General features: G+C 64.8%; 21 protein-coding genes. 12 read left to right on the top strand and 9 right to left on the bottom strand.

Going from position 1 to position 22669, the window contains the following annotated elements; all coding sequences use genetic code 11:
* Positions 1 to 7: 7 nt before the first annotated feature.
* The gene (locus tag LSO07_RS16885; RefSeq protein ID WP_151095667.1) at positions 8 to 1060 is read right to left on the bottom strand and encodes an ABC transporter substrate-binding protein; all 1053 of its coding nucleotides are present in this window, start codon (positions 1058 to 1060) and stop codon (positions 8 to 10) included.
* A gap of 225 nt (positions 1061 to 1285) precedes the next feature.
* On the opposite strand from LSO07_RS16885, the gene LSO07_RS16880 reads away from it, so the two are divergent.
* The 8 genes from LSO07_RS16880 to LSO07_RS16845 are packed head-to-tail and all read left to right on the top strand — an operon-like array spanning position 1286 to position 9072.
* Positions 1286 to 2035: a class II aldolase/adducin family protein gene (locus LSO07_RS16880; RefSeq protein ID WP_151095664.1), complete on the top strand. Its 750-nt coding sequence runs from the start codon at positions 1286 to 1288 to the stop codon at positions 2033 to 2035.
* Positions 2036 to 2057: 22 nt separating this feature from the next.
* Positions 2058 to 3131 (top strand): ABC transporter substrate-binding protein, encoded by a 1074-nt coding sequence (locus LSO07_RS16875; RefSeq protein WP_151095661.1) that lies wholly within the window; start codon positions 2058 to 2060, stop codon positions 3129 to 3131.
* On the top strand, positions 3128 to 3976 hold the full coding sequence (locus LSO07_RS16870; RefSeq protein ID WP_151095657.1) for an ABC transporter permease: 849 nt from the start codon (positions 3128 to 3130) through the stop codon (positions 3974 to 3976). The genes LSO07_RS16875 and LSO07_RS16870 overlap by 4 nt, the downstream gene beginning before the upstream one ends.
* Positions 3973 to 4737, top strand: a complete 765-nt coding sequence (locus LSO07_RS16865) for an ABC transporter permease (protein WP_151095654.1) — start codon at positions 3973 to 3975, stop codon at positions 4735 to 4737. Before LSO07_RS16870 ends, LSO07_RS16865 begins: the two co-directional genes overlap by 4 nt.
* Positions 4730 to 5995 carry an MFS transporter gene (locus LSO07_RS16860; RefSeq protein WP_151095651.1) on the top strand — a complete coding sequence of 422 codons (1266 nt, stop codon included), beginning with the start codon at positions 4730 to 4732 and terminating at the stop codon, positions 5993 to 5995. Before LSO07_RS16865 ends, LSO07_RS16860 begins: the two co-directional genes overlap by 8 nt.
* Positions 5992 to 6873, top strand: coding sequence for an ABC transporter ATP-binding protein (locus LSO07_RS16855; protein WP_052140120.1), 882 nt, complete (start codon positions 5992 to 5994; stop codon positions 6871 to 6873). Before LSO07_RS16860 ends, LSO07_RS16855 begins: the two co-directional genes overlap by 4 nt.
* Before the next feature lie 39 nt (positions 6874 to 6912).
* Positions 6913 to 7971, top strand: coding sequence for an ABC transporter substrate-binding protein (locus tag LSO07_RS16850; protein ID WP_151095648.1), 1059 nt, complete (start codon positions 6913 to 6915; stop codon positions 7969 to 7971).
* Positions 7972 to 8019: 48 nt separating this feature from the next.
* Positions 8020 to 9072 carry an ABC transporter substrate-binding protein gene (locus LSO07_RS16845; protein WP_191909699.1) on the top strand — a complete coding sequence of 351 codons (1053 nt, stop codon included), beginning with the start codon at positions 8020 to 8022 and terminating at the stop codon, positions 9070 to 9072.
* A 19-nt stretch (positions 9073 to 9091) separates the two neighbouring features.
* Here the strand turns inward: LSO07_RS16845 and LSO07_RS28375 are convergent, their stop codons facing one another.
* Entirely contained in the window at positions 9092 to 9217 is a 126-nt protein-coding gene (locus LSO07_RS28375) for a hypothetical protein (protein ID WP_256608825.1), read from the bottom strand.
* Between the two features lie 161 nt (positions 9218 to 9378).
* On the opposite strand from LSO07_RS28375, the gene LSO07_RS16840 reads away from it, so the two are divergent.
* Positions 9379 to 12072, top strand: coding sequence for a polysaccharide deacetylase family protein (locus LSO07_RS16840; protein WP_151095641.1), 2694 nt, complete (start codon positions 9379 to 9381; stop codon positions 12070 to 12072).
* A 2-nt stretch (positions 12073 to 12074) separates the two neighbouring features.
* Positions 12075 to 12455 carry an immunity 22 family protein gene (locus LSO07_RS16835; protein WP_151095638.1) on the top strand — a complete coding sequence of 127 codons (381 nt, stop codon included), beginning with the start codon at positions 12075 to 12077 and terminating at the stop codon, positions 12453 to 12455.
* On the opposite strand, the gene LSO07_RS16830 is transcribed toward LSO07_RS16835, so the two are convergent.
* From LSO07_RS16830 to LSO07_RS16805, 6 genes are all read right to left on the bottom strand, one after another.
* Positions 12440 to 13660 carry a response regulator gene (locus tag LSO07_RS16830; RefSeq protein ID WP_191909698.1) on the bottom strand — a complete coding sequence of 407 codons (1221 nt, stop codon included), beginning with the start codon at positions 13658 to 13660 and terminating at the stop codon, positions 12440 to 12442. The genes LSO07_RS16835 and LSO07_RS16830 overlap by 16 nt on opposite strands.
* A gap of 116 nt (positions 13661 to 13776) precedes the next feature.
* Positions 13777 to 14799 (bottom strand): hypothetical protein, encoded by a 1023-nt coding sequence (locus LSO07_RS16825; RefSeq protein ID WP_151095632.1) that lies wholly within the window; start codon positions 14797 to 14799, stop codon positions 13777 to 13779.
* Positions 14796 to 15815: a hypothetical protein gene (locus LSO07_RS16820; protein WP_151095629.1), complete on the bottom strand. Its 1020-nt coding sequence runs from the start codon at positions 15813 to 15815 to the stop codon at positions 14796 to 14798. The genes LSO07_RS16825 and LSO07_RS16820 overlap by 4 nt, the downstream gene beginning before the upstream one ends.
* Before the next feature lie 72 nt (positions 15816 to 15887).
* A complete protein-coding gene (locus tag LSO07_RS16815; RefSeq protein WP_151095627.1) occupies positions 15888 to 17144 on the bottom strand; it encodes an alpha-xenorhabdolysin family binary toxin subunit A in 1257 nt (418 codons plus the stop codon).
* A gap of 69 nt (positions 17145 to 17213) precedes the next feature.
* Positions 17214 to 18488, bottom strand: coding sequence for an alpha-xenorhabdolysin family binary toxin subunit A (locus LSO07_RS16810; protein WP_151095623.1), 1275 nt, complete (start codon positions 18486 to 18488; stop codon positions 17214 to 17216).
* 142 nt (positions 18489 to 18630) lie between these two features.
* Positions 18631 to 18963: a hypothetical protein gene (locus LSO07_RS16805; protein WP_167468613.1), complete on the bottom strand. Its 333-nt coding sequence runs from the start codon at positions 18961 to 18963 to the stop codon at positions 18631 to 18633.
* Between LSO07_RS16805 and LSO07_RS16800 the strand changes: the two genes are divergently transcribed.
* Together LSO07_RS16800 and LSO07_RS16795 are read left to right on the top strand one after the other, a co-directional pair.
* Positions 18920 to 20992 (top strand): TonB-dependent receptor, encoded by a 2073-nt coding sequence (locus tag LSO07_RS16800; protein ID WP_151095620.1) that lies wholly within the window; start codon positions 18920 to 18922, stop codon positions 20990 to 20992. The genes LSO07_RS16805 and LSO07_RS16800 overlap by 44 nt on opposite strands.
* A 17-nt stretch (positions 20993 to 21009) precedes the next feature.
* Positions 21010 to 21555: an RNA 2'-phosphotransferase gene (locus tag LSO07_RS16795; protein ID WP_099387900.1), complete on the top strand. Its 546-nt coding sequence runs from the start codon at positions 21010 to 21012 to the stop codon at positions 21553 to 21555.
* Here the strand turns inward: LSO07_RS16795 and LSO07_RS16790 are convergent.
* Entirely contained in the window at positions 21542 to 22669 is a 1128-nt protein-coding gene (locus LSO07_RS16790; RefSeq protein WP_151095616.1) for an aldo/keto reductase, read from the bottom strand. The genes LSO07_RS16795 and LSO07_RS16790 overlap by 14 nt on opposite strands.

Raw genomic sequence — 22669 nt, 5'->3', positions numbered from 1 at the left:
ATCCGTTTTATGCCGCCACTTGCAGCAGCGCGTCCAGCCGCCGCTGCGCCTCTTCCAACGGCCGGCGGTCGATCCAGCGCTCGATATCCACGTCGCGGTCGAGGAAACCGTGCTGCAGCTGGAAATCCTTCTGCTGGCGGAACAGCGCCACCTTCTCGTCGGACAGGTCGGGCGCCAGGGTCAGGTGAAAGCCGTCGCGGTAGGCTTCGGCCACGGCGTCGGCGCCGGCCCGCGTCTCGCCCTGCAGGATGGCCAGCACGTCGGCCTGGTGACTGCGAGCCCAGTGCGCGGCGCGCAGGGTTTGCGTCAGGAAGCGCACGACCAGTTCGAAATGCTGTTCCAGCATCGTTTCATGCACGGTGATCGGGCGTGGCGTGCCGTTGTTCACGCGGAAGCGCCGGTCGGGCAGGGCGTCGATATCGATGCCCACTTCCAGTCCCGCCGCGCGGGCCGCTTCGGCCGCCGCCGCGCCTTTCACGTAGATGGCGTCGACCTCGCCGCGCAGCAGCGGCGCGATGCCTTGCCACAGTCCCGCACCCAGATTGACCGATGCCTGGGCGTCGGCGCCCACCTCCACCAGTTGCACATCGTCGAGCGTGAGGCCGGCGGACGCCAGCACACCCTTGTAGCCGGCCAGGCTCATGCCGCGCGCGATGCTGCGCCCGCGCCGGTTCTCGCGCAAGTCCTCTGCGCGGAACACGGGCAGCGCCAGGCGTTTGCCCTGCAACTGCGCGGGCTTCGTGATGCCGGAACCGGGGCGCACGAGGATGGCTTGCCATTCATCGATCCACGTCAGGCCGATCAGGCGCGTGGGCGCCCCCTGCGCGCGTGCCGGCAGGGCCAGCAGGTTGCCGCCTTCGCGCACGAGCGTGGACAGGCCGTGGTCGTAATGGTGGCGCGCCAGTTCGCCGCCCACTTCCTGCAGGGTTTTCAGGGCGATGCCGTCGCGGGCGAATTCCTCGTCCAGCCAGCCCAGTTTATAGGCCAGGCCCGTGGCCGTGGGCACAGGGCAGCGGGTGAACCAGACGGTATCGACAGCAGGGGATGGTGCGGTAGTCATGGAATTCCTTGGTGGTGGGTGGAGCCTTGAACCGTGCAGGAAACGTGCCCGCGCCGCTTGCTGGCTTGCCGACAGCGCGTGCGCACGCGGCTGCTGCCAGGCCAGCAGCCGCTGTTGCGCAGGCAGCAGCCTTCCACCATTTGACTGGCCGCGGCGCTGGCACGCGTCTTGCGAAAGTAGAGGCAGGACTGACCCGTATCCCAACCCCAAAGAATGGAGCATGACATGACGGACGTGGCACAAGCGGAAGCACAACAAGTACAGGCGCAGGATTTGACGGCGGCCGAACTGGCCTTCGTGGAACAGGTGCGCCGCGATGCGCAGATCGCCTTCGACGGCTTGCGCGAAACGGGCAGCCTGACGGCCAATGGCACGGTGGGCTTCGTCGAGCGCACGCCCGGCGGCGACAAGGTGGTGGTGGTCAACGATCCGGGCCCGTTCCGCCGTGGCCAGCCCCTGAAGGCGGCCGTGCTGGCGCTCGATGGCACGGTGCTCGTGGGCGACGCGAACAACGGCGGCGCGCGCTACTTAAAACTGTTCCGCGAGCGGCCCGAGGTCACCTCGATTTCGCACGTGCATTCGCCGTCGCTGGGCGCGTGGGCGCAGACGCACCGCACCCTGCCGATCCGCTACGTGCCCGTGCAGCGCTACCAGCTGGTGCGCGAAATTCCCATCTATATCGACCGCCGCCAGCCCGAAGTCGATTTCATCCTCGGCGAAATCGCCCGCAACACGCACGCGACGGCCATCCTGGAAGCGAACGGCGGCGCCACCGTGTGGGGCAAGCAGGGCTTGCTGAAGCTGGCCGAGTTCATCCTGCTGCTGGAAGAGGGCGCGAAGATCCAGATCGCGGCCGAAGCCATCGGCGGTTCGCGCGATTTCGGCCCCGGCGTGCTGCTGCAGCAATGGAAGATGAGCAAGCTGATCGACACGGCGCGCGCCTTGTCGCTGCTGCCCGCCACCGACCTGGTGTAACCCTTTCACGAACAGGCCCGCAATGTCATTGAAATTCTTACGTTTGATCTGGCGCAAAGCATTCGCCGCCGCCGTGGCGGCCAGCCTGCTGGCGCCAGCGATGGCCGCCGCCGCCGAAGCACTGCCGGCCGCCGTGCGCATCGCCGTCGTGGCCCGCACGGCGCCGTCCGGCAAGACCGTGTTTGCCGGTTCGGCCGCCCAGGTGGCATCGACGGGCTGGCTGGCGGCCGAGCTGGGCAAGCTGGGCGTGAAGCTGGAGTGGGTGCCCGTCACCACCAATTCCGTGGCCACGCAAGTCAACGAGGCGTTTGCCAACCATTCGATCGACCTGGCCCAGTATGGCGACTTGCCGTCGATTATCGCCAATGCCTCGGGCTTGCAGACGCGGCTGATCCTGCCCGGCGGCAGCGCCAACAACACCTACCTCGTAGTGCCGAACGGCTCCACGGCCAAGTCGATCAAGGACTTGAAGGGCAAGAAGATCGCCTTGCACCGTGGCCGGCCGTGGGAATATCCGTTTGCCCGCCTGCTGGAAGCGAACGGCATGACCTTGCGCGACGTCAAGATCCTCAACCTGAATCCGCAGGCCGGTGCGGCGGCCGTGGCGACGGGCGGCGCCGACGCTTTCTTTACCCTCAGCGATGCCTTCTTGCTGGAAGATAAAAAAGTGGGCAAGATCATTTGGTCGAGCAAGGCGCCGCCGCAGGATTGGAAGATGCGCGCCGAGCTGTGGGCCGACAGCGGTTTCCTGCAACGCTGGCCGCAACTGGCCCAGCTGGTGGTGACGGCGTATGTGCGCGAGCACCACCGGGCCGCCGGCGCCGGCGGCGAAGACGAATACGTGCGCACGGAGGCGGCGGCGGGCCAGGTGGAAAGCGTCGTGCGGCGCGAACTGGCGGGCGACCATACGCCATGGCAGGCGCGCTGGTCGCCCCTGTTTACGGCCAGCCTGCGCCAGCATTACGTGGGCGAGGCGGCGTATGCGAAGAGCGCGGGCCTGATCGCGCGGCCCCTGCAAGTCGACAGCCTGTTCGCGCCCCAGTTCGTCAACCAGGCACTGGCGCAGCTGAAGCTGCAAACGTACTGGGCGCCATGACTTCCCTCGCGATCGCCTTGCCCCGCGCCCCTGCGCCAGCGCGTGCGGCCTCCATCCCCTGGCTGCGACGCTTCGTGCGCTCGCCGTGGTCCGTGTGGGCCTCGCCGCTCGCCTTGCTGCTGCTGTGGACGGCCGTCACCACGTTCGAGTGGATGCCTGCGCACATCTTGATGTCGCCATGGCAAGTACTGCTGACGGCCCGCGACCTGGCCGAGAGCGGCGAACTGGGCCAGCACCTGGGCATCAGCCTGTTTCGCCTGCTGGCCGGTTTCGGCCTGGGCGCCAGCTGCGGCCTGGCCTTTGGCGTCGTGCTGGGGCTGTCGCCTGGCTTGCGCAGCTACGTCGACCCCACGTTCAATGTCTTGCGCCAGCTGCCGACGGTGGCCCTGATCCCCCTGTTTATCTTGCTGTTCGGCATAGGCGAGAGTTTTAAAGTGTTTATCGTGGCCAAGGCCAGTTTCTTCATCGTCGCGCTGGCCGTGCATGACGCCATCCGCAACTTGTCGCAGCGTTACTTTGAGGTGGCGCAAGTGTATTGCTTCTCGCGCTGGCAGCGTATCCGCCTGATCGTCTTGCCGGCCATCGTGCCGGCCGCGCTGACGGGCATGCGCATCGCCCTGTCGCGTTCGTGGATGGTGCTGGTGGGCGCGGAATTGCTGGCCGCCGACAGCGGCCTGGGGCAGATGATGGAGATGGGCCGCCAAATGTTCCGCCTCGACGTGGTGATGGTCGGCGTGGTGCTGACGGGCGTGATCGGCTTCGGCCTGGACCGGCTATGCCACGCGCTGGAATCGAGACTGATGCGCTGGAAACGTAGCGGCGATGGCAAGGGAGGCGTCGCATGAAGCAGCGTTTGATACTGTTCATAAAAGGCGCGCTGCTGCCGCTGGCCTTGCTGGGCGCCTGGCAATGGGCTTCCGGCCAGGGCGCGGCGGCCGCCTACATCTTTGTGTCCTTGGGCGACCTGGCGCACAGTCTGCGCGACCTGGTCTTGACGGGCGAGCTGTGGGTACACTTGCGCGCCAGCCTGGGTCGCACCCTGGCCGGCTTGTTGCTGGGCGGCAGCGCCGGCATCGTCACGGGCGCGCTGATGGCGCAGTCGCCGCTGGCGGACCGGCTGATCGGGCCGCTGTTTCACAGCATCCGCCAAGTGCCGCTGCTGGGCCTGATACCCTTGCTGGGCCTGTGGGTGGGCAATGGAGACGGCGCCAAGCTGCTGGTGATCGCCATCGCCGCCTTTTACCCGACCGTGCTCAACACGTATGCGGGCATGCGCCAGGTAGAGGGGCGCTTGCGCGAAGTGGGGCAGGTGCTGACCCTGACGCGCTGGCAGACCTTGCGCCAGATCTTGCTGCCGGGCGCCATGCCGGCCATCGTCACCGGTGTCACGCATGCGCTGGCGTTTGCCTGGCTCGCGTGCCTGGGCGGCGAGCTGCTGTTTTCAGCCGGCCCCGGCATGGGTTCATTGCTGCTCAATGGCGAAGTGTCGGGCCGCATGGATGTCGTCTTGCTGGCCGTGCTCGTGATCGCCCTGCTGGCGCAGGCGATGAACGTGGCGTTTGCGCGTCTCGCGCGCCTGCTGGTGAAGGGGCGCAGCAGTGAGTGAATCGTTGCCATTCCAGCCAGACGCGGCCGTCAGCGCCCGCGAAGGCGAGCTGCGCGCCTTCTTGCTGCGCTTTATCGGCTTGACCCTGCTGTCGGGCGTGACCATCGGCATGAACAAGGTGCTGGCCACCTTGCTGGGACTGCACCTGCACGTGAGCAATTTCCAGCTGGCCGCGATCAGCAGCGCGGAAACCCTGGCCATGGCGCTGGGTACCATACCGGCCGGCTACATTCTTTCACGCGGCAACCCGAAGCATCTGTATGCGGGCGTTAGCCTGAGCCTGGCGCTGGCCTTTTGCGTGCTGCCGTGGCTGCCCGGCTGGCAATGGGTGGCCCTGCTGATGTTTCTCGTCGGCCTGTGCATCTCGCTGCGCATCGTGGCCATGAGTACTGTGTTTCTCGTGCGCCTGCCGGAACTGGGGCAGGGCAAGGCTGGCTGGTACAAGGGAACATTAATTCTCGGCATGCAATTCCTCGGCCCCTTGTGCGGCAACTACCTGATCGCGCAACTGGGGCTGAAGGCGGGCTTCTTGATCTCGGCCCTGATGTTCGCCATCCTGGCCGTGCTGGGCTGGCAAGTGTTGCCCAGCAATACGGCGCCGCGCAAGCTGGAAGGCCAAGCCTTGTTGCCCGGCGCGGCCAGCTTGCGCGAACTGCTGCGCCTGCCTATCGTGCGCAGCACCTATCTGTTCGAGATCCTCGCCAGCTTCACGGCGTCCAGCGTGGGCGTGTTTTCCATCCTGCTGGCCATCCGCGTGCTGCACTGGCCTGCGCATCATTCCGTCTGGCTGATGGCCGTGCAGGGACTCAGCTGCGTGCTGGTGCTGCTGTTCCTCGGGCGCTTCGTGCTGGCCAGCCGCTACCGCGAGCAGCTGTATGGTGGCGCCCACCTGGCCATCATGGCCGCCTTGCTGATCCTCGGCTTGTGGCCCAGCAGCATCGCCTACCTGGCCGCCTCCGTGCTGCTGGGCCTGGGCCTGGGCGTGAATAACCTCGTCAATACGGACAATATCGCCCGCGCGCCCGTCGACAAGGCCAGGGTCTCGGCCCATTTGACCCTGTTCGGCATGGTGGGCGGCACGGCTGGCGCGCTGGCGGCGGGCCGCCTGGCCGACCTGACGGGCTTGCGCAATGTATTCCTGATCTGGCTGGCTCCTTGGCTAGCCGCCTGGCTGGTTTTCCACGGCAGCCGCTGGCTGCGCCGGGCGCCGCCCGCCGCCATTCCTTCCCTCGCCCCCACCGCAGAGAGTGCGCCATGAATGATTTCGTTTCCCCTTCGGCCTTGTCGCCGCAACAGCAGCACCTGAGCGGCGGCTTGCAAGTGCAGCACGTGAGCAAGTCGTTTTCGCTGAAAGGCGCGCCGCTGCTGGTGCTCGACGATATTTCGCTGACGATTGCCCCGGGCGAATTCGTTGCCATCGTCGGTGCGTCCGGCTGCGGCAAGTCCACCTTGCTGCGCCTGCTGGCGGGCCTGGACACGGACTACACGGGCTTGCTGCTGCACGATGGCGTGCCCATCCGTGGCACGGACTTGCACCGGGGCCTCGTGTTCCAGGATCACCGCCTGTTTCCCTGGCTGACGGTGCAGCAGAACGTGGCCGTGGCGTTCAGCAATACCCGTGTGCCAATGGCCGAGCGGGCATCGCGCGTGGCGGCGGAAATTGCGCGCGTGGGCCTCGACGGCTATGCGGATGCGTATCCGCATCAATTATCGGGCGGCATGTCGCAGCGGGCCGCGATTGCCCGCGCCCTCGTGGGGCGGCCCGACGTGCTGCTGCTGGACGAGCCGCTGGGCGCACTCGACGCGCTGACCCGCTTGCGCCTGCAGCAGGAACTGCGCCGACTGTGGCAGGACGAGGGCATCACCATGGTCATGGTCACGCACGATATCGATGAAGCCGTGTACCTGGCCGACCGCATCGTCGTGCTCGATGCGCGTCCGGGCAAGGTGCGCCGCGTGCAGGACGTGCCGCTGGCCCACCCGCGCCAGCGCGGTTCGCCCGGTTTTGTCGCCATCCGCGATGGCTTGCATGCGGATTTCAGCGACCTGGACGACACGCATGCGCCCGTGGCGCAGGATGTAGATCCCAGCAGTTCATGGGATGGCAATGAATGGGCGCGCAGGATGGCGCTGTAGTTTCCTTTTTGACCGGTCCACCCACTCTGGAGATACAAGATGAGCAATAACAACGCACTCGACACCCTGTGGTACACGCGCTGCCCCGTCCCCACGGGCCTGGGAATAGCCTTGCAGCAAGGCTGGCTGGAAGATGCCTTGCGCGCCGACGGCACCAGCTTGCGCTCCTTGCGCGAGTCGGACCAGGAAGCCGTGCGCGAATCGCATTTCGACCACACCCTGCGGAACTCCGTGCGTCACGGCGGCAATATCCCGGCCCTGTGGGCGCGCGCGGCGGGACGCGAGACGCGCGTGATCGGCTTGTCGTGGTCGGATGAGACGCAGCTGATACTGACCTTGCCCGGCAGCGGCATCCAGTCGGTGCGCGACTTGAAGGGGCGGCGTTTCGGCTTGCCATTATGGAGCAAGGCGCAGATCGACTTTGCGCGCGCGCAAGCCTTGCGCGGGCTGGAAAACGCGCTGAGCCTGGAAGGGCTGGCCGTGGCGGACGTGGAACTGGTCGATTATGTGGTCAGCACGGGCCAGAGCGAGGCGGCGCCGGAGAAGGGCGCGGCCACAAACCTGTTCAGCGGCGCGCGGCGCGGCGGCCAAAGCCCGGAACTGCTGGGGCTGCTGCGGGGCGAAGTGGACGCCATCTTCCTGAAAGGCGCCTCGGCGGCCCAGCTGGCGCAGCAGTTCGGCCTGCATACGGTGATCGACACGGGCATCCATCCGGAGCCCTTGATCCGCGCCAACAATGGCACGCCGCGCACCCTGAGCGTCGATGCGCACCTGCTGGACAATCATTTCAGCTCTGCCGTGACCCTGGTCGACCAGGTGCTGCGGGCCGAAGCGTGGGCGCGCGGCCATGCGGACGAGACGCGGCGTTTCCTCGCGCGTGAATCGAATGCCAGCGAGCACTGGGTGCAGGTAGCCTACGGCAAGGATGCGCATCTGCGCCTGGACACGGACCTGGCGGAAACGTCGGTCGCGGGCTTGCAGGATTTCAGCGATTTCCTGTTCCGCTGGAACTTCCTGCCCAGCAAGGTCAACGTGCGCGCGTGGATTGATCCCCGTCCCTTCGAAGCGGCGCTGGCGCAGACGCGCCGGGCGGCTTGAGCGGGAAATACGTCAACAGTGGCCATGCATGATGATGAGGAGAATGCGATGCGGCGACGCACGGTGATGGGTGGGCTGGCCTTGCTGCCCCTGGCGGGACAGGCGGTATCTGCGGCGAAGGCGGGGGCGCCGCCGGCGGCCCTGCGCATCGCCTCGACGGGTTTTGCGGAAAACGGCAAGGCGGAACTGGGCGGCATCGCTTACCGGGTGCAGCAGGAAGGCTGGCTGGCGCGCGAACTCAAGCAGAGGGGCGTGCGGCTGGAATGGCTGCCCGTCACGGGCGACACGGGCGCCACCATGAATGAAGCGTTCGCCAGCGAGCGCATCGACATGGCCGCGTATGGCGACTTGCCGTCCGTCATCCTCAACGCGGGCGGCGTGCGCACGCAGGTGATCGTGCCGGCGGGGCGGGGCACGGACCAGTTCCTGCTGGTGCCCACCAGTTCGCGCGCCACGTCATTGGCCGAGCTGAAAGGCAAGCGCATCAGCGTGCACCGGGGCCGGCCGTGGGAACTGGGCTTGCGCCAGCTGATCGCCGACCAGCGCATGTCGCCCACGGATTTCCGCCTGATTAATATGGACCTCAAACCAGGCACGGCCGCGCTGGCCACGGGCGCCGTCGACGCCTTGTTCATGATCAATGGCTATCCGCTGGAAGACAAGGGCATCGGCCGCATCATCTGGTCCAGCAAAGGACTGCCGGAACGCAAGATGCGGGCGGAACTGTGGGCGCGGCGCGACTTTACGCAAGCCCATCCCGATATCGCCGAGCTGGTGGCCACGGCCTGGCTGCGGGCCCAGCACTGGGCGGCTTTGGACGGCAACCGCGAGGCGATCATCAAGGATGGTACGCGCAACGGCACGCCCGACAGCGTGGTGCGGCGCAGCTATGACGATCCAGGCTTGCAGTGGAAGGAGCGCTGGTCGCCGCTGTACGACGACGCCGTGTACCGCCATTACCGCCGGGTGCTGGCGTTTGCGCAGGAACAAAAATTGATCCGCCTACCGTTGACGGCGGAAGAATTGCTGGAACCGCGCTTCGTGGCGGCGGGCCTGAAAAAGCTGGGCCTGGCCAGTTACTGGGAACCGGCCAAGGTGTAGCGTCAGCGCAAGGCGTGGCTCAGTGCGGCAGGCACACGCGCCCGGCCACAACGTTGTCCGTGCCATCGCCCGCATGCGCGCGCAGTTGCAGCAGCATCAGGGCCACGCCCAGCATCAGCGCGGCTGCGCAGAGTTTCTTGTGCATCGTCTTTTCCGTTTTCACTATCTATGAAGGTGTTCAGCGATATTATTGCCCAAATTCAGCGTGCGGGCTGAGCTTGTGCCTAGCGTGCTTTACAATTATGCATCGGGCGCATCCGCGCCATCTGAATTCTATGCATAGTATGTGAAGGGAATGACAAGCCTGTGACTTCCAAGCCGATCAAGATCGCCGCCACCGTTGTCGTGGCACTCGCCGCTGGGGCCGGCATTTATAGCTACACCCGTCCCGCCGCCACCGCCACGCCGGGCGCACCCGCCTCGGGCAGCCCGGCCGCCGCGACCCAATCCACCGTCGATACGGCCGCCGTGGCCGCCCAGTTCCGCGACTTGCTGGGCAATTTTCGCAAGATCATCGTGCTGCTGGCCGACGAGCAAAGCTTGCCGGAAGGCGCGCGCGATGAAGCCCGCAAGGTGGGGCAGGCGCTGTTCCATGAAAACCAGGAGCGCATCGCCAAGCTCGATCTTGTGCTGGATCAATTGACTGCGCCCACCAATCCGGGCCGCTTCGAGGCGCTCGACAGCCTGTTGACGTATATCGAATCCGATCCCGGCCTGTACGACGCGGACCGCCTGGCTTTCCGCGAACTGCTGCAAAGCATGCTGGCCGACGTGGCCAAAGATTCCTCCTTGCCGGCGATCAAGCTGCACAAGCGCATTTCCGAAGACCTCGATGCGCTGGGCGAGATCGAGCGCAATTACGAGAAGGAAATCCGGCAAATCTTCGGCAACCTGGGCCAGCGCGCCATCGAACTCAAGCGCGAACGGTGGGATGATTACGTGGCGCAGCTGAAAAAACTCTACAGCCGCGAACAGATCCTCAAGGAAAATGGCATCGTCGTGCCATATGCAACACCGCCGGCTGGTTCCGTGCCCGAAGCCAAGCCGGTGCCAAAAAAAGATGAGGCGGAAATCTTTGGCCTGGGCTTGCCGAAGAAAACCATCGTGCTGACCTTTGACGACGGCCCGCACCGCCGCTACACGGAAGAAATCAGCGCCATCCTGAAACAGTATGGCGTGCCGGCCGTGTTCTTCAACGTGGGCCGCAACCTGGGCAGCCTGGACGCGGAAGGCCACGCCAAGCTGAACGCGGGCGCGGAAGTGAGCCGCAAACTGATGAAGGAAGGCTATGCCGTGGGCAACCACAGTTTCAGCCACGCACAGTTGTCGAAACAGACGGGCGACAAGCTGAAGGGTGAAATCCTCGGTACCGACACCCTGTTGAAGGCCATCAGCCCGGAGCGGGCCGCGCTGTTCCGCTTTCCGTATGGCGCGCGCAACAGCGAAGGCATGGCCGCGCTGGCCGATGCGCACTTGAAATCCGTGATGTGGAATATCGATTCGCTGGACTGGGCCGACCCCGTGCCCAGCTCGATCACGAACCGGGTGCTGGCCTCCGTCGACAAGGCGGGGCGCGGCATCATTCTGTTCCACGACATCCACGAACGCACGGTGAAAGCCTTGCCGGCCGTGCTGGACAAGCTGATCGCGGAAGGCTATCAATTCGCGGGCTGGGATGGCACAAGCTTCCAGGTGGCGAAAAGTTCGGCGCCTGCGCCGGAAAAAGTGCCCGTGACCACCGGTTATGCCAATTCCTGGGCCGTGGTGATCGGCATCGATGACTACGCGAAATGGCCGAAACTGCAATATGCGGTGCGCGACGCGCAGGGCATCCGCGAAACGCTGATTGAAAAGTTTGCGTTTGCGCCCGAGCGCGTCGTCACCCTGAAGAATGGCGAAGCGACGCGCAACAATATCCTGGCCGCCTTCCACGACAAGCTGGCGCATGGCGGCGTGCAAAAGAATGACCGCATCTTCGTGTTTTTCGCCGGCCACGGCGCCACGCGCAAGCTCAGTTCCGGGCGCGACCTCGGCTACATCGTGCCCGTCGATTCCGATCCGGCGCAGTTCGCCACGGATGCGATCCCGATGACGGAAATCCAGAATATCGCGGAAAGCCTGACCGCCAAGCATGCGTTCTTTGTCATGGACGCCTGCTACAGCGGCCTGGGCCTGACACGCGGCGCCGGTTCCAGCTCCTTCCTGCGCGACAATGCCAAGCGCATCGGCAGGCAAATGCTGACGGCTGGCGGCGGCGACCAGCTGGTGGCCGATGGCGGACCGAACGGCCATTCCGTGTTCACGTGGACCTTGCTGCAAGGCTTGGCGGGCAAGGGCGACCTGAACGGCGACGGTCTCATTACGGCGACGGAACTGGCGGCCTACGTGGCGCCGGCCGTGTCCAGCGTATCGAACCAGACGCCCGCGTTTGGCAGCCTGCCGGGCTCGGAAGGGGGCGATTTCGTGTTTGAATTGCCGGGCGAGACGGAGTTCCTCAGCCCGAACACGACGCAGCTGTCGACGGAAGCCATTGCCCTGAACAGCAAGCTCGACGCCAAGCCGGCGGCTGCCAGCGTGACGGTGAAGGATTTGCAGGGCGGCGAACAGAAGATCGTCACGCCAGGCGCCGTGCCGACGTCGGCGCGCCAGCTGGCGCAGCGGGCCAACGACCGTGGCTTGCAGCTGTACAAGGAGAAACAATATGCGGCGGCGGAAGCGCAATTTACGGAAGCGCTGAAACTGCGGCCCGACTTCGCGCTGGCGGCGAACAACCTGGGCTTTGTCTTCTACAAGCAGGAAAAATACCGCGAAGCGGCCCGCTGGTTTGAAAACACGGTCAAGATGGATCCGTCGCGCGCCATCGCCTATCTGAACCTGGGCGACGCGTATGCCAAGGCCGGCGATGGCGTCAAGGCGAAAGCGGCCTATAAAACCTATCTGGAACTGGCGCCGATGGCTGCGACGGCACCGGCCGTGCGGCAAAAGATGGAGAAGCTGTAAGCTTGTCTTCCACCATGCCGACCGTCCACGTGTTTGCCTGCAATGGGCGCTTTCCCGGCTGGGAAGCGCTGCAGGCCTACCTGGCGCCCACATACACGGAAGACGGCGATGTATTGCCGTCGCCGTTCTTCCTGGAAACGGGACTCACGGGCTATGAGCCGGCCTGTGTTGAAAGCGCGATGCTGGCGGCGCCAGGGCCGCTGGCGCAGTTGCTGGACGGCGTGTCGTATGGCGACAGCTGGCTGGCGCAGGCGTGCGCGGACGCGGAGGCGCAGGGCGTGCTGGCCGACACGAGCGTGTGCGTGTTTGCGCCGAATCAGATGGCGCACCCGCAGCGCAGTTCGCTCCATTACGTGGGCAGCTACCGTTACCGGATGGATTGATCGCCGTCCTGGCGTTCTTCATGCAATAGCTTGTTGACGGCCGCCAGCAGGCTGGTGCCCGACGTGGTGATGAAACGGGCGCCGGCCGCTTCCGCTTCCGTGCCGTAGCTGGCGACCGTATCCTTGCTGCAATACACGATGATGGGCAACGCGGGCTGGGCCTGCCGCACTTCGCGCACCGTGTGCACGCCCGCATCCTTGATGCGCTGGCGGTTCTCCACCCGTGCCATGTCCGTGATGAGCAGCGCATAGTGCTTCTGTTGCAGCATGGCCAGCGCCTGCTGCGTCGAGACCGCCTGGTCTACCTTGATGTTTTCCCGTTCCAGCTGTTCCACCAGCAAGGTATTGTTGCGCGGATGGTCGTCCAGCCACAGCAGCAGGCCTGCCTGCTTTTTCTCCGCCGGCATGCCGGCCAGGGCCGTGACGGCCGCGCCCCCGTCCGGCGGATGGGCCAGCAGCAGCTGCGTCACGACTTCCTGCATGTCTTCGAGCGATTTTTGCTGCAAGCGGCTCAGTTCCGTCACTTCGATTTCCTTGCCGCTCTCCAGGCGCACGGAGTCGTTCTTGACGAGGCTGTCGGCCCGCTTGATCATGATGGACAGGTAAATGCGCGTGAGCAGGTAGCCGATCAAAAAACCATGCACGGAAAAGAACAGCATGATGCCGCCCACCACGGCCATGGCGGTCGGCGTGTCGGTGGCCAGGCTGGGCGCGATGAAGGCGGCCATGCTGCGCGCGCTGCCGGGCAGGCTTTTGAGCTCGATCAAGCCCACGCCGACGATGATTTTCGTCAGCCAGTCCGACACTTCCACCAGGTTCGAATTGACTTCCATGGGCGTGGGCGTGCCCAGGAACAGGGTGTTGCCGGCGTTGCCCGCTGCCGCATCGGCTCCGGCGGCGGGCGGTTCGTCCGTGGGGCGGCCCTTGCCATTGGCCCGCTCCTCGGGCGTCGCCGCGTTGACGGTGCCCGATGGCAGGCTGCGCGGTATGCCGAACAGGAATCCCAGCAGCATGCCGCTGACGCAAAAGCCCAGGCTCCACAGCAGCGCCGGCACGGCATGGTAGTGGGGCGCCAGTACCGCCCCCCCTATCACGGCCAGCAAGCCCGCCAGCAGGATGTATAGCAGGATGAATGGCAGCGCATCTTTCTTGCGCACCGCTGCCGGCGCATTGGCGCTAACGCTGCTGGTATCCGATTTTCCCACGGCCCCCCCCAATGGATGCGGCATCGCACAAGCTGCATATGCTCATCATAGGAAGCAGGGCGGCCGTGGCATTGAGACAGCGCAAAGCGGCGGCATCCTGGCAGTGTCAGTCTTAGTCAGCCACCTCCTTGCGCCAGCGCCGCTTCGCGCGCCACCCGCGTATAGGCATTGGCCAGGTCATGCCATTGCTGTTTCGCCGCATTCAGGTGCAGCCGCTCGAGGAAACTGCCCAGCTTGTCGTTCTGCGCCGCCTTGAGCAGGTCGAGGATGGATTGCATGTCGGTCTGCGAGGTGACGACAGCGCCCAGCAGTGCGGCCAGGCCGGTCTCGGCGCCGCGGCTGCTGCTGTCGAGCTGCTGGAAAGCTGCCGAGATGCTCTGGATCGAGCGTTTGAAGTCGTCGCGGATGGCATTGAACTTTTGCGGCAAGCCATCCTGGCAGTGATGCGACTGGGCCGCCTGTTCAATCTGTCGCAGCGCTTCCTGGGCCGAGCGGTCGGCACCCTCGATGGCCAGGCGGATCTGTTCTCGATAGGCGCTTTGCTGCTGCAGCGACACCGCCAGCGCCTGCGTGCCCGCCTTCAGCTGGGCCGAACTGCGCTCCATGTCGCTGCTCAGCTGTTGCAGCGCCTGCGTCGCCGTTTGCCGCTGCTGGTCGTTGGGTCCGATTCCCTGGCGAATCTGCTCCTGCACCGCCAGCACGCGGTCGGCGTTCGCGTCAAAGGCGCGGCTAAAGGCCGGCAAGCTGTCTATCCACGCCTGGGTGGGAGCATATGCCGCGCCCAGGTTGCCCGCATCGCGTTCGGCGCGGGCCAGCACTTGATCAAGCTGGTTGCGCGTCCATGTGAAATCGACATTCTGCGACCATGTTTCCGTGGTCGTCTTGGTGCACATGCCCAGGCCCCACCACGCATGCTCGCTGCACCAGCTGCACTGCGTGTACAGCGGGTACGGCCCCAGAGGCTGGCGCACGGCATTGCGCATATTCGCCACTTCGCGCTGGAATTGCGCCAGCTGGCGCAGCGCGTTTTCCAGCGCGGCGGTATTGCTGTTTTGCGCCATGGCGGGAGCATGCAGCAGTCCCAGCGCCAGGGTGGCCATGGCCAGCAGATGCAGCAGGCGTGCGGCGGCGCGCTTCATGACTGCCGTCCCGTCGCGTCGGCCGGCGCGGGGAAGTCGACCAGCGCGTTGCTGGCGTAGCGTTGCGCGGCGGTGATGAGCGCCTGCCACAGGGGAAAGGCCATGGCGGTGGCCAGTGTTTGCGCCAGCCAGCTGTCGTTGCCCAGTTCCGCGTCGCTGGCGTCTGCCGCCAGCTGGGTCGTACCGGAGCCGAGAGCGCTCCACGCGGTGCGCAAGCCATCCAGCCAATGGATCAGCTCATCGATAGCCGCTTCCAGCCAGCCGCCGTTGGCCAGCAGCAGGTTGACGCCTTCCAGTTGCAGCCGCAGCTGCTCGGACAGCGCCGTGTCGCGCGTCAGCTGCTCGCGCAAGGTGTGCAACTGCGCCTCCAGTTCCTTTTTCTTGTGCCCGCTGAACAGGCCCAGGTGCGCCAATTGTTCCTCTATCGATGCGATGGATGCCAGCAAGCGCCCCAGCGCTTCTTGCTGTGCCTGCAGATCGGTGCCCGTCTGTGTTGCCAGCCGGGCCAGCGCCGCATTCGCCGGCAAGACGCCATCCTTCCATTTGTTCAAGCCTTGCAGCAGGGGGGCAATGGACGCGCGCGCTTCTTCCACCATCGGTCCCAGCGCATGCAGTACTTCGCGCCTGTCGCTGGCGCCAACACCCGCTTCCAGCAGTGATTGCTGATACGATAGCATGCTGGAAGCGGAATTTTTCAGGCGCAAGACAAACCACACCAGGCACGCGTACAGCATGGCCGGCGGCGTATTCTGCGCCAGGGCGTCAGGCGATGTGGCCAGCAGGGCGCGCAAGCTTTGCGGCGTGCCAAAGCGGGCAGCCTCGTCCGCTACGGCTTGCGCCGCCGCTGCCAGCGGCTGGTCCGGGCCGGGCCGCAGCTTGTCCGCCTGGACCAGGTAGTACGTGAGGTGATCCCAGGCGCTGCCGCCTTCAAACGCCAGATGGGGATTGCCCTCATCAACAGCTTGCCGCAGCGCCGCCTGTTGCACTGCCAGCGGATATCCGAATTGTCTCGACATGGTGTTTGCCTTTCTAGAAGCCAACGATCGGTATGTTTGCCCCCCGGTGCCTGAGCCGGGGGGCAACTGTCATCAAGCGGCGCGCTGGTTTTCCGACAGGTGCTGGCCGAATGCGAGGTTGTCGTAGTCGACCAGCGATTGCACGGTGAACTGCTTGGCGCTGTCATCGATGGCTTGCCAGGAATCGATGGCCAGCTTGGCTTTCGCCTTGACGAGGAAAGGCATGCTGCCCACGTTCGATTCCGTGATGCTGTTGCCCAGCGTGATCATGTCCGTATTCATCTGCACCCACACGCCTTCCACCGTTTGCAGGTTGCCGAGGAATTTGGACATGGCCGGTCCCACGCGCGCCATCTGCGTGTTGAAGTCGCCCAGGTCGCTGCGCAGCCGCTGTTTCTTTTGCAATTCCTGCGTCTGGCTGCTGATCTGCGTGCAATATTCGTTGTAGGCGGCGCGGTTCTGCGCCGCCTTGATGCCCAGCCCGACGCCGGCGGCGATGGCGGCTGCGCCGCCCACCAGCAGCGAGACGCCGCCCGTGAACGGCGCCAGCAGGCCGCCGATCAGCGCGCAGCCGACGGACGCCGTGACGGCGGCGATGGTGAAGTCGCGCCAGGCCTTGTAGGCGGCATCGCGCAGTTTCTCCAGCTCCACGATCTTCGTTTCCAGGCTGCCGATGGTGCGGTTGACATTGGCGATCATCGTCGACGAACTGCTGGTAAATGCCTGCAGCTTGCTGTTGTATTCATTCATTTTCTGTTCGAACAGACCCAGCTTCTTGATCAGTACCGCCACTTCGGCCGACATTTTTTGCGCCAGCGGTATCGGCCCCATGGTCTGGTCGAACAGATAGGCTTTCAGGTTCTCCACCTGTTCCTTGGGAGGCAGGCCCGGCAGTTCATCCAGCACGCTTTGATAGCCGCTCACCAGCTTGGTCGAGGTGTCATGCACGCGCTGGCCCAGCCATACTGTGTGCGTGTAGATTTCTGTCGGCGGCGTCGGCGTGGCCAGCAGGCCGGGATTCTTGATCAGGGCCGCGCGCAGGCTTTTCGGGTTGCCGAATTCGGTGGAGGCGTTTTGCACGCTTTTCATTGCACCGATGCAATCGAGTACCGTCTGCGAGCCATCGACGGCGCCGTACTTGCTTTCGAAATCGCCTTTGGTGATGGGCAATTCGGTGGCCGAGCCCACATAGGCTTGCAATTCGATCCAGCTATCGCTGAACAGGGCAAACTGGCTCTTTTGTCCGGATTGGGGATTGGCCGGCGTGGTCAAGCCTGGCGGCGGGTCGATCGATGGCGTGGCGGCGGTATTAATAGCGGTAACACTCATGGTAGTTCCCTTCAGTGATCAGGTCAGACTGCGTGGAAGTACGGAAAACAGCTACTGAAAACGCTGGCGTCAGGCGGCGAGCCTGGCCGTCAGTTGCTGCTGCCAGTCGGGCTGGTCTGGCGGCAAGCTGGCGCCAAAGCCGATCAGGTTGGCATCGACAAAGGACCCGGTAACAAACGCCTTCAAGGCGTTGTCGAGCGTGCGCCAGCCATCGGCAGCCTTGACCATCTCGGCTTCGCGCAGCCATGGTCCGGTGTGCAGGTTGTCCACGCTCAAATCGCTGGCGCGCGCGCCCAGTTCCCGCGCCGATGCGCTCCAGGCCGCTTGCACGCTGCGCAACTGGCCCAGGATGCCGTTGGATGCCGGCAGCGAGAATTTCATCAGTTCATCGAGGGCGCCCAGGTCGCTGCGGTAGCACACGCGCTTGGCGAGGAAGGCGCTCTGCTCGTGCACTTCCTGTACCAGACCATCGTATTTGCCGCGCGCCACGCCGGCCGCCGCGCCCAGCGCCGCTGCGGAGAGGGCCACGCCGCCGCCCGTGACGGCCGAACCGATGGCAAAGCTGCCGCCGCCCGTGGGCACGGCCAGGATCACCATGATGGCAATGCCGATGATGCCGATGACGGCGGGCACGATGCAGGCGGAAATAGTCAATGCCAGCCATTTCGAATAGGCGGCGTCGCGCGCGCGCTCCAGTTCGCCGATTTTCTGTCCCAGGGCGCCGATTTCCTTGTCGAGTTCAGTGCGCGTCTTGGATGAGCGTTCGGTGAAGGTGCGCATCAGTAACTGGGCGTCGTCCAGCGCTGTTTCGATGTGTTCGAACTCCGCGATCAACTCGCCGATTTTCGCGATGGTGTTCTGCATATTGTCGAGTATCTGGCCATTGTCGAGGAACAGGCTCCTGATGCCGGCCGTGGCGTCGGCCGCCGATTCGTGGCGCGCCATTTCCGGGATGCTGCGCAAGGTCGACGACAGCGTAAAGGCATCGCGGTGCGCCCGCTCCACGGTCCAGACGGTGGCGGAAAAGGCATCGTTTTTCGGGCGCGTGCCGTTGGCCAGGAAATTCGGATCGTGCAGGATCTTTGCCCGCAGGCTGCTGGGACTGCCGTAGCGCTCGGCCGTCTGGCGCAGCTTGCGCATGGCGTCGAAGCATTCCTTCATTTGCGAACCGGACGAAGCGTCGCCGTAGCGCTGTTCGTATTCGCCGATATCCGACGGCAGGGCCAGCACGGCCTGGATGCGCGTCTGCAAGTCGATCCATTGCTGCGAGGCCAGCACGAAGCGCTGGCCATCCGGATTGTCGCCCGGTGTCAGCAGAGTGGAAGAGGGCAGGAACAATGTCATGTAGTTCTCCAGTTCAAAGTGGTCGCCAGGCCGCGCCGTGCAGGCGTGCCGGTGTCTGACAATATGGAAAAAACCAAAGACTTTGCCGCGGCTGCGCCAGCCTGCATGGTCGACATGGCAGGGCGTCGCGTAGACGGCGAAATCACAGCGACAGCCCTGATGCGCGCGGCGGAGCGGCGCGGGCGAAAGAGCGGCAGGCATGGCAGGAGATGCTGGCGGGCCGGTCTTGTGCGCGGATTCTGACAGGTAGTATGCACTTTTTATATGGCGACATTCTCTCTAAAGATAACTCGCCGCGATTTATTTCATTGTTTGAAAACATGTGTTTTGCAGCTTGATTTTGCGCAAATGTTTGAATCCGAACGCCGGTGTTTTGCGTATCTTCAGGGGCGAGCCACCAGCAGTTGTTTTCAGGATGAACGGGAGAAGAGATGCAATCCAGGAAAATCCCTTTGGCGTTGGCCTGGCTGGCCATCCAGGCCAGCGCATGGGCGGCGTCGCCTGCCGCCGCGGTGCCCGATGCCGTTGCCAATGAAGCGCGCACCGTACGCGTGACGGGCCACTACGACAACGCCGTCGGCACGTCGGACGCGGCCAGCCAGGGCGTCATCACCAGCGAACTGATCGTCAACCGGCCCGCCTTGCGCACGGGGGAGCTGCTGGAATTCGTGCCGGGATTGATCGTTACCCAGCACAGCGGCGACGGCAAGGCCAACCAGTATTTCCTGCGCGGTTTTAACCTCGACCACGGCACGGATTTCGCCACCCACGTCGATGGCATGCCCGTCAACATGCGCACGCATGCCCATGGGCAAGGCTATTCCGACCTCAATTTACTCATTCCCGAGCTGGTGCAGCGCATCGACTACAAGAAGGGGCCGTATTTCGCCAGCGAAGGTGATTTTTCCTCGGCAGGCAGCGCGCGCATCCGCCTGGCCAACAAATTGCCGGAGGGCCAGGCCAGCGTGTCCGTCGGCCAGCATGGCTATGTGCGCGGCGTCGTGGCCGATTCCTTTGCAGCAGGACAAGGCACCTTGCTGTACGGCCTGGAAGTCAACCGTAACAACGGCCCCTGGGATGTGCCGGAAAGGGTGCGCAAATATAGCGGCGTGCTGCGCTACAGCCAGGGCACGCCGGACAACGGTTTCAGTGTGACGGCCATGGCGTACAAGAATGGCTGGAACGCCACCGACCAGGTGCCGTTGCGCGCCGTGGCATCGGGCCGGATCGGCCGTTTCGGCTCGCTGGCGCCCAGCGACGGCGGCGACACCTCGCGCACCAGCCTGTCCTACGCCATGCGCCAGCGCACGCAGAACCGCTTGTTCGAGCTGGACGCTTACCTGATCCGTTCACAGCTGGAACTCAACAGCGATTTCACCTACTTCCTCGCCAATCCGGCCGCCGGCGACCAGTTCCAGCAAAGCGAGCGGCGCACGGTGGCCGGCGTGAATGCCGGCGAAAGCTGGACCACGGAGCTGTTCGGTCTTCCCCTGCGCAACAAGGTCGGCGTGCAGGCGCGCTACGACCGGCTGTCGCCCGTGGGCTTGTACAACACGGTGGAACGGGTACGGCAGAGTACGGTGCGCGAGGACCGCGTGCGCGAGGCCAGCCTCGGCCTGTATGGCGAAAACACGGTGCAGTGGCTGCCCTGGCTGCGTTCGGTGGCGGGCTTGCGCTACGACGCCTACCGTTTCAATGTCAACAGCAGCATAGCCGGCAACAGCGGCGCGGCGAACGATCACGTGGTCTCGCCCAAGCTGTCCCTGATCCTTGGCCCATGGAGCAAGACGGAATTCTTCGTGAACTATGGAAAAGGTTTTCATAGCAACGATGCACGCGGCACGACGCAGACGCGCCTGCCCGATGGCGAGGCCGCCATGCCCGTCACCCCTCTGGTACCGAGCAAAGGCATGGAACTGGGCGCGCGCACGGAATGGCTGCCGGGCCTGCAAAGCTCGCTGGCCCTGTGGCGTCTCGATATCGCGTCGGAATTGCTGTTCGTGGGCGATGCGGGCGAAACGGAGCCGAGCCGCGCCAGCCGCCGCCACGGCATCGAGTGGAACAACCATTATATTGCCGCGCCGTGGTTGCTGTTCGACCTGGACCTGGCCGCCTCGCGCTCGCGCTATACGGAAAATGATCCGGCCGGCAATTTCATTCCGGGCTCAATCGACAAGGTGGCCTCGTTTGGCGTGACGGTGACGGACCAGGGCCCGTGGTCGGGCGCCTTCCAGCTGCGCTATTTCGGCCCCCGTCCCTTGATCGAGGACAATAGCGTGCGCTCCGCCTCGACCACCTTGGCGTATGCGCGCGTGGCATACCAGCTCAACCGCAAGACGCGGCTGTCGCTCGACGTCTTCAACCTGTTCAACAAACGCGCCAGCGACATCGATTACTACTATGCGTCGCGCCTGCCCGGCGAGGGGGCGGACGGGGTGAATGACCGGCATTTTCATCCGGTGGAACCCCGTTCCGCGCGCCTGACCTTGTCATATGCGTTCTGATAACGGTAGACTGGGGCATGACAGATCATTTGGTAAATACCAGCAAATTCCTTTCCCTCATACTGCGCCACGCCCCTGAAAAAATCGGCCTCGCGCTCGATCCCCACGGCTGGGCCGATATCGGCCAGCTGCTGGCGCTGGCGGCCCAACATGGCCGCCGGATTTCCCGTGAACAATTGGATGACGTGGTGGCGCACGACAGCAAGACGCGCTACGCCATCAGCGACGACGGCTTGCGCATCCGCGCCAACCAGGGCCACTCGCTGGCGGCCGTCGATATCGCCTTGCCGCCCACCACGCCGCCCGCCATGCTGTATCACGGCACGGCCAGCCGCTTTGTCGAGGCGATCCGCGCCGGCGGCCTGCTGCCGGGATCGCGCAACCATGTGCACCTGTCCAGCAAGCGCGAAACGGCCGTGGCTGTCGGCGGGCGCCATGGCAAGCCCGTCGTGCTGATGGTGGATGCGGCCGCCATGCGGGCGCAGGGCCACGTGTTTTACGTGTCCGACAACGGCGTGTGGCTGACTGACGCCGTGCCGCAGACCTTCATCACTTTTCCCTGAGGGGCGCTTCCACGCCCGAATAGGCCTGCACGGCGTCGGGCAGGCGCGCGCCCCGGATAGCAATGGCCGCGACAGCCTGGTTCAGCTCGGCCACTTCTCCCGACGTCAACCGCACGTGCGCCGCACCGATATTGTCCAGCAGGTGCGCCATCTGTGTGGTGCCGGGAATCGGCACGATCCACGGCCGCTGCGCCATCAGCCAGGCCAGGGCGATCTGCGCCGGTGTCACCTGCTTGCGCGTGGCCCAGCTATTCACCAGGGCCGCCAGCGCCAGGTTGTGCGGCAGGTTTTCTGGTGAAAAACGCGACTCGATCTTGCGGATGTCGCCATCGGCAAAGCGCGTCCTGGCGTCGATGGCACCCGCCAGGAAGCCCACGCCCAGCGGGCTCCACGGCACGAAGCCGATGCCGAGTTCCTGGCACAGGGCCAGCACGCCGTCTTCCGGCCCCCGCCACAGCATCGAGTATTCGCTTTGCACGGCACTGACGGGCAGGGCCGCATGGGCGCGGCGCAAGGTGTTCAAGCCCATTTCCGACAAGCCCCAGTGCAGCACCTTGCCTTCTTTCATGAGGTCCTGCACGGCGCCGGCCACGTCCTCGATCGGCACTTGCGGGTCGACCCGGTGCTGGTACAGCAAGTCGATGCGGTCCGTGCGCAGGCGTTTGAGCATGCCTTCGACCACGAGCTTGATGTGCGCGGGGCGGCTGTTCAGGCCGGGCCGGCGCTCGCCCGTCTGCTGGTCGATATTCCAGCCGAACTTGGTGGCGATGACGATGTCGTTGCGAAACGGTGCCACGCCTTCGCCGAGGATGCGTTCCACCTCGTGCGGACCATACGCCTCGGCCGCGTCATAGAAGGTGACGCCGCGCTCGAATGCCGTGCGGATAATTTTGTGCATCTCTGGACGGCTGGGCACGGTTGTCTGGTAGGTGCGGCTCATGTTTTGCACACCCAGGCCCAGGCTCGATACTTCCAGTGTGCCCAGCTTGCGGCGCCCGTCCACTGTCGCCTGCGCCGCCTGGCCTTGCGCCGAGCTGATCAATGGCGTGACGGTCAGGCTGCCGGCCGCCAGCAGGAAGCCGCGGCGGCCCGTGCTTGTATCTTCTGTTGGCAT

The sequence above is a fragment of the Janthinobacterium sp. PLB04 genome, assembly GCF_021165895.1.
GTDB lineage: Bacteria > Pseudomonadota > Gammaproteobacteria > Burkholderiales > Burkholderiaceae_D > Janthinobacterium > Janthinobacterium lividum.
The sequence above is the reverse complement of the archived record's forward strand: the minus strand, read 5'-3'. Positions and strand labels throughout refer to the sequence as shown.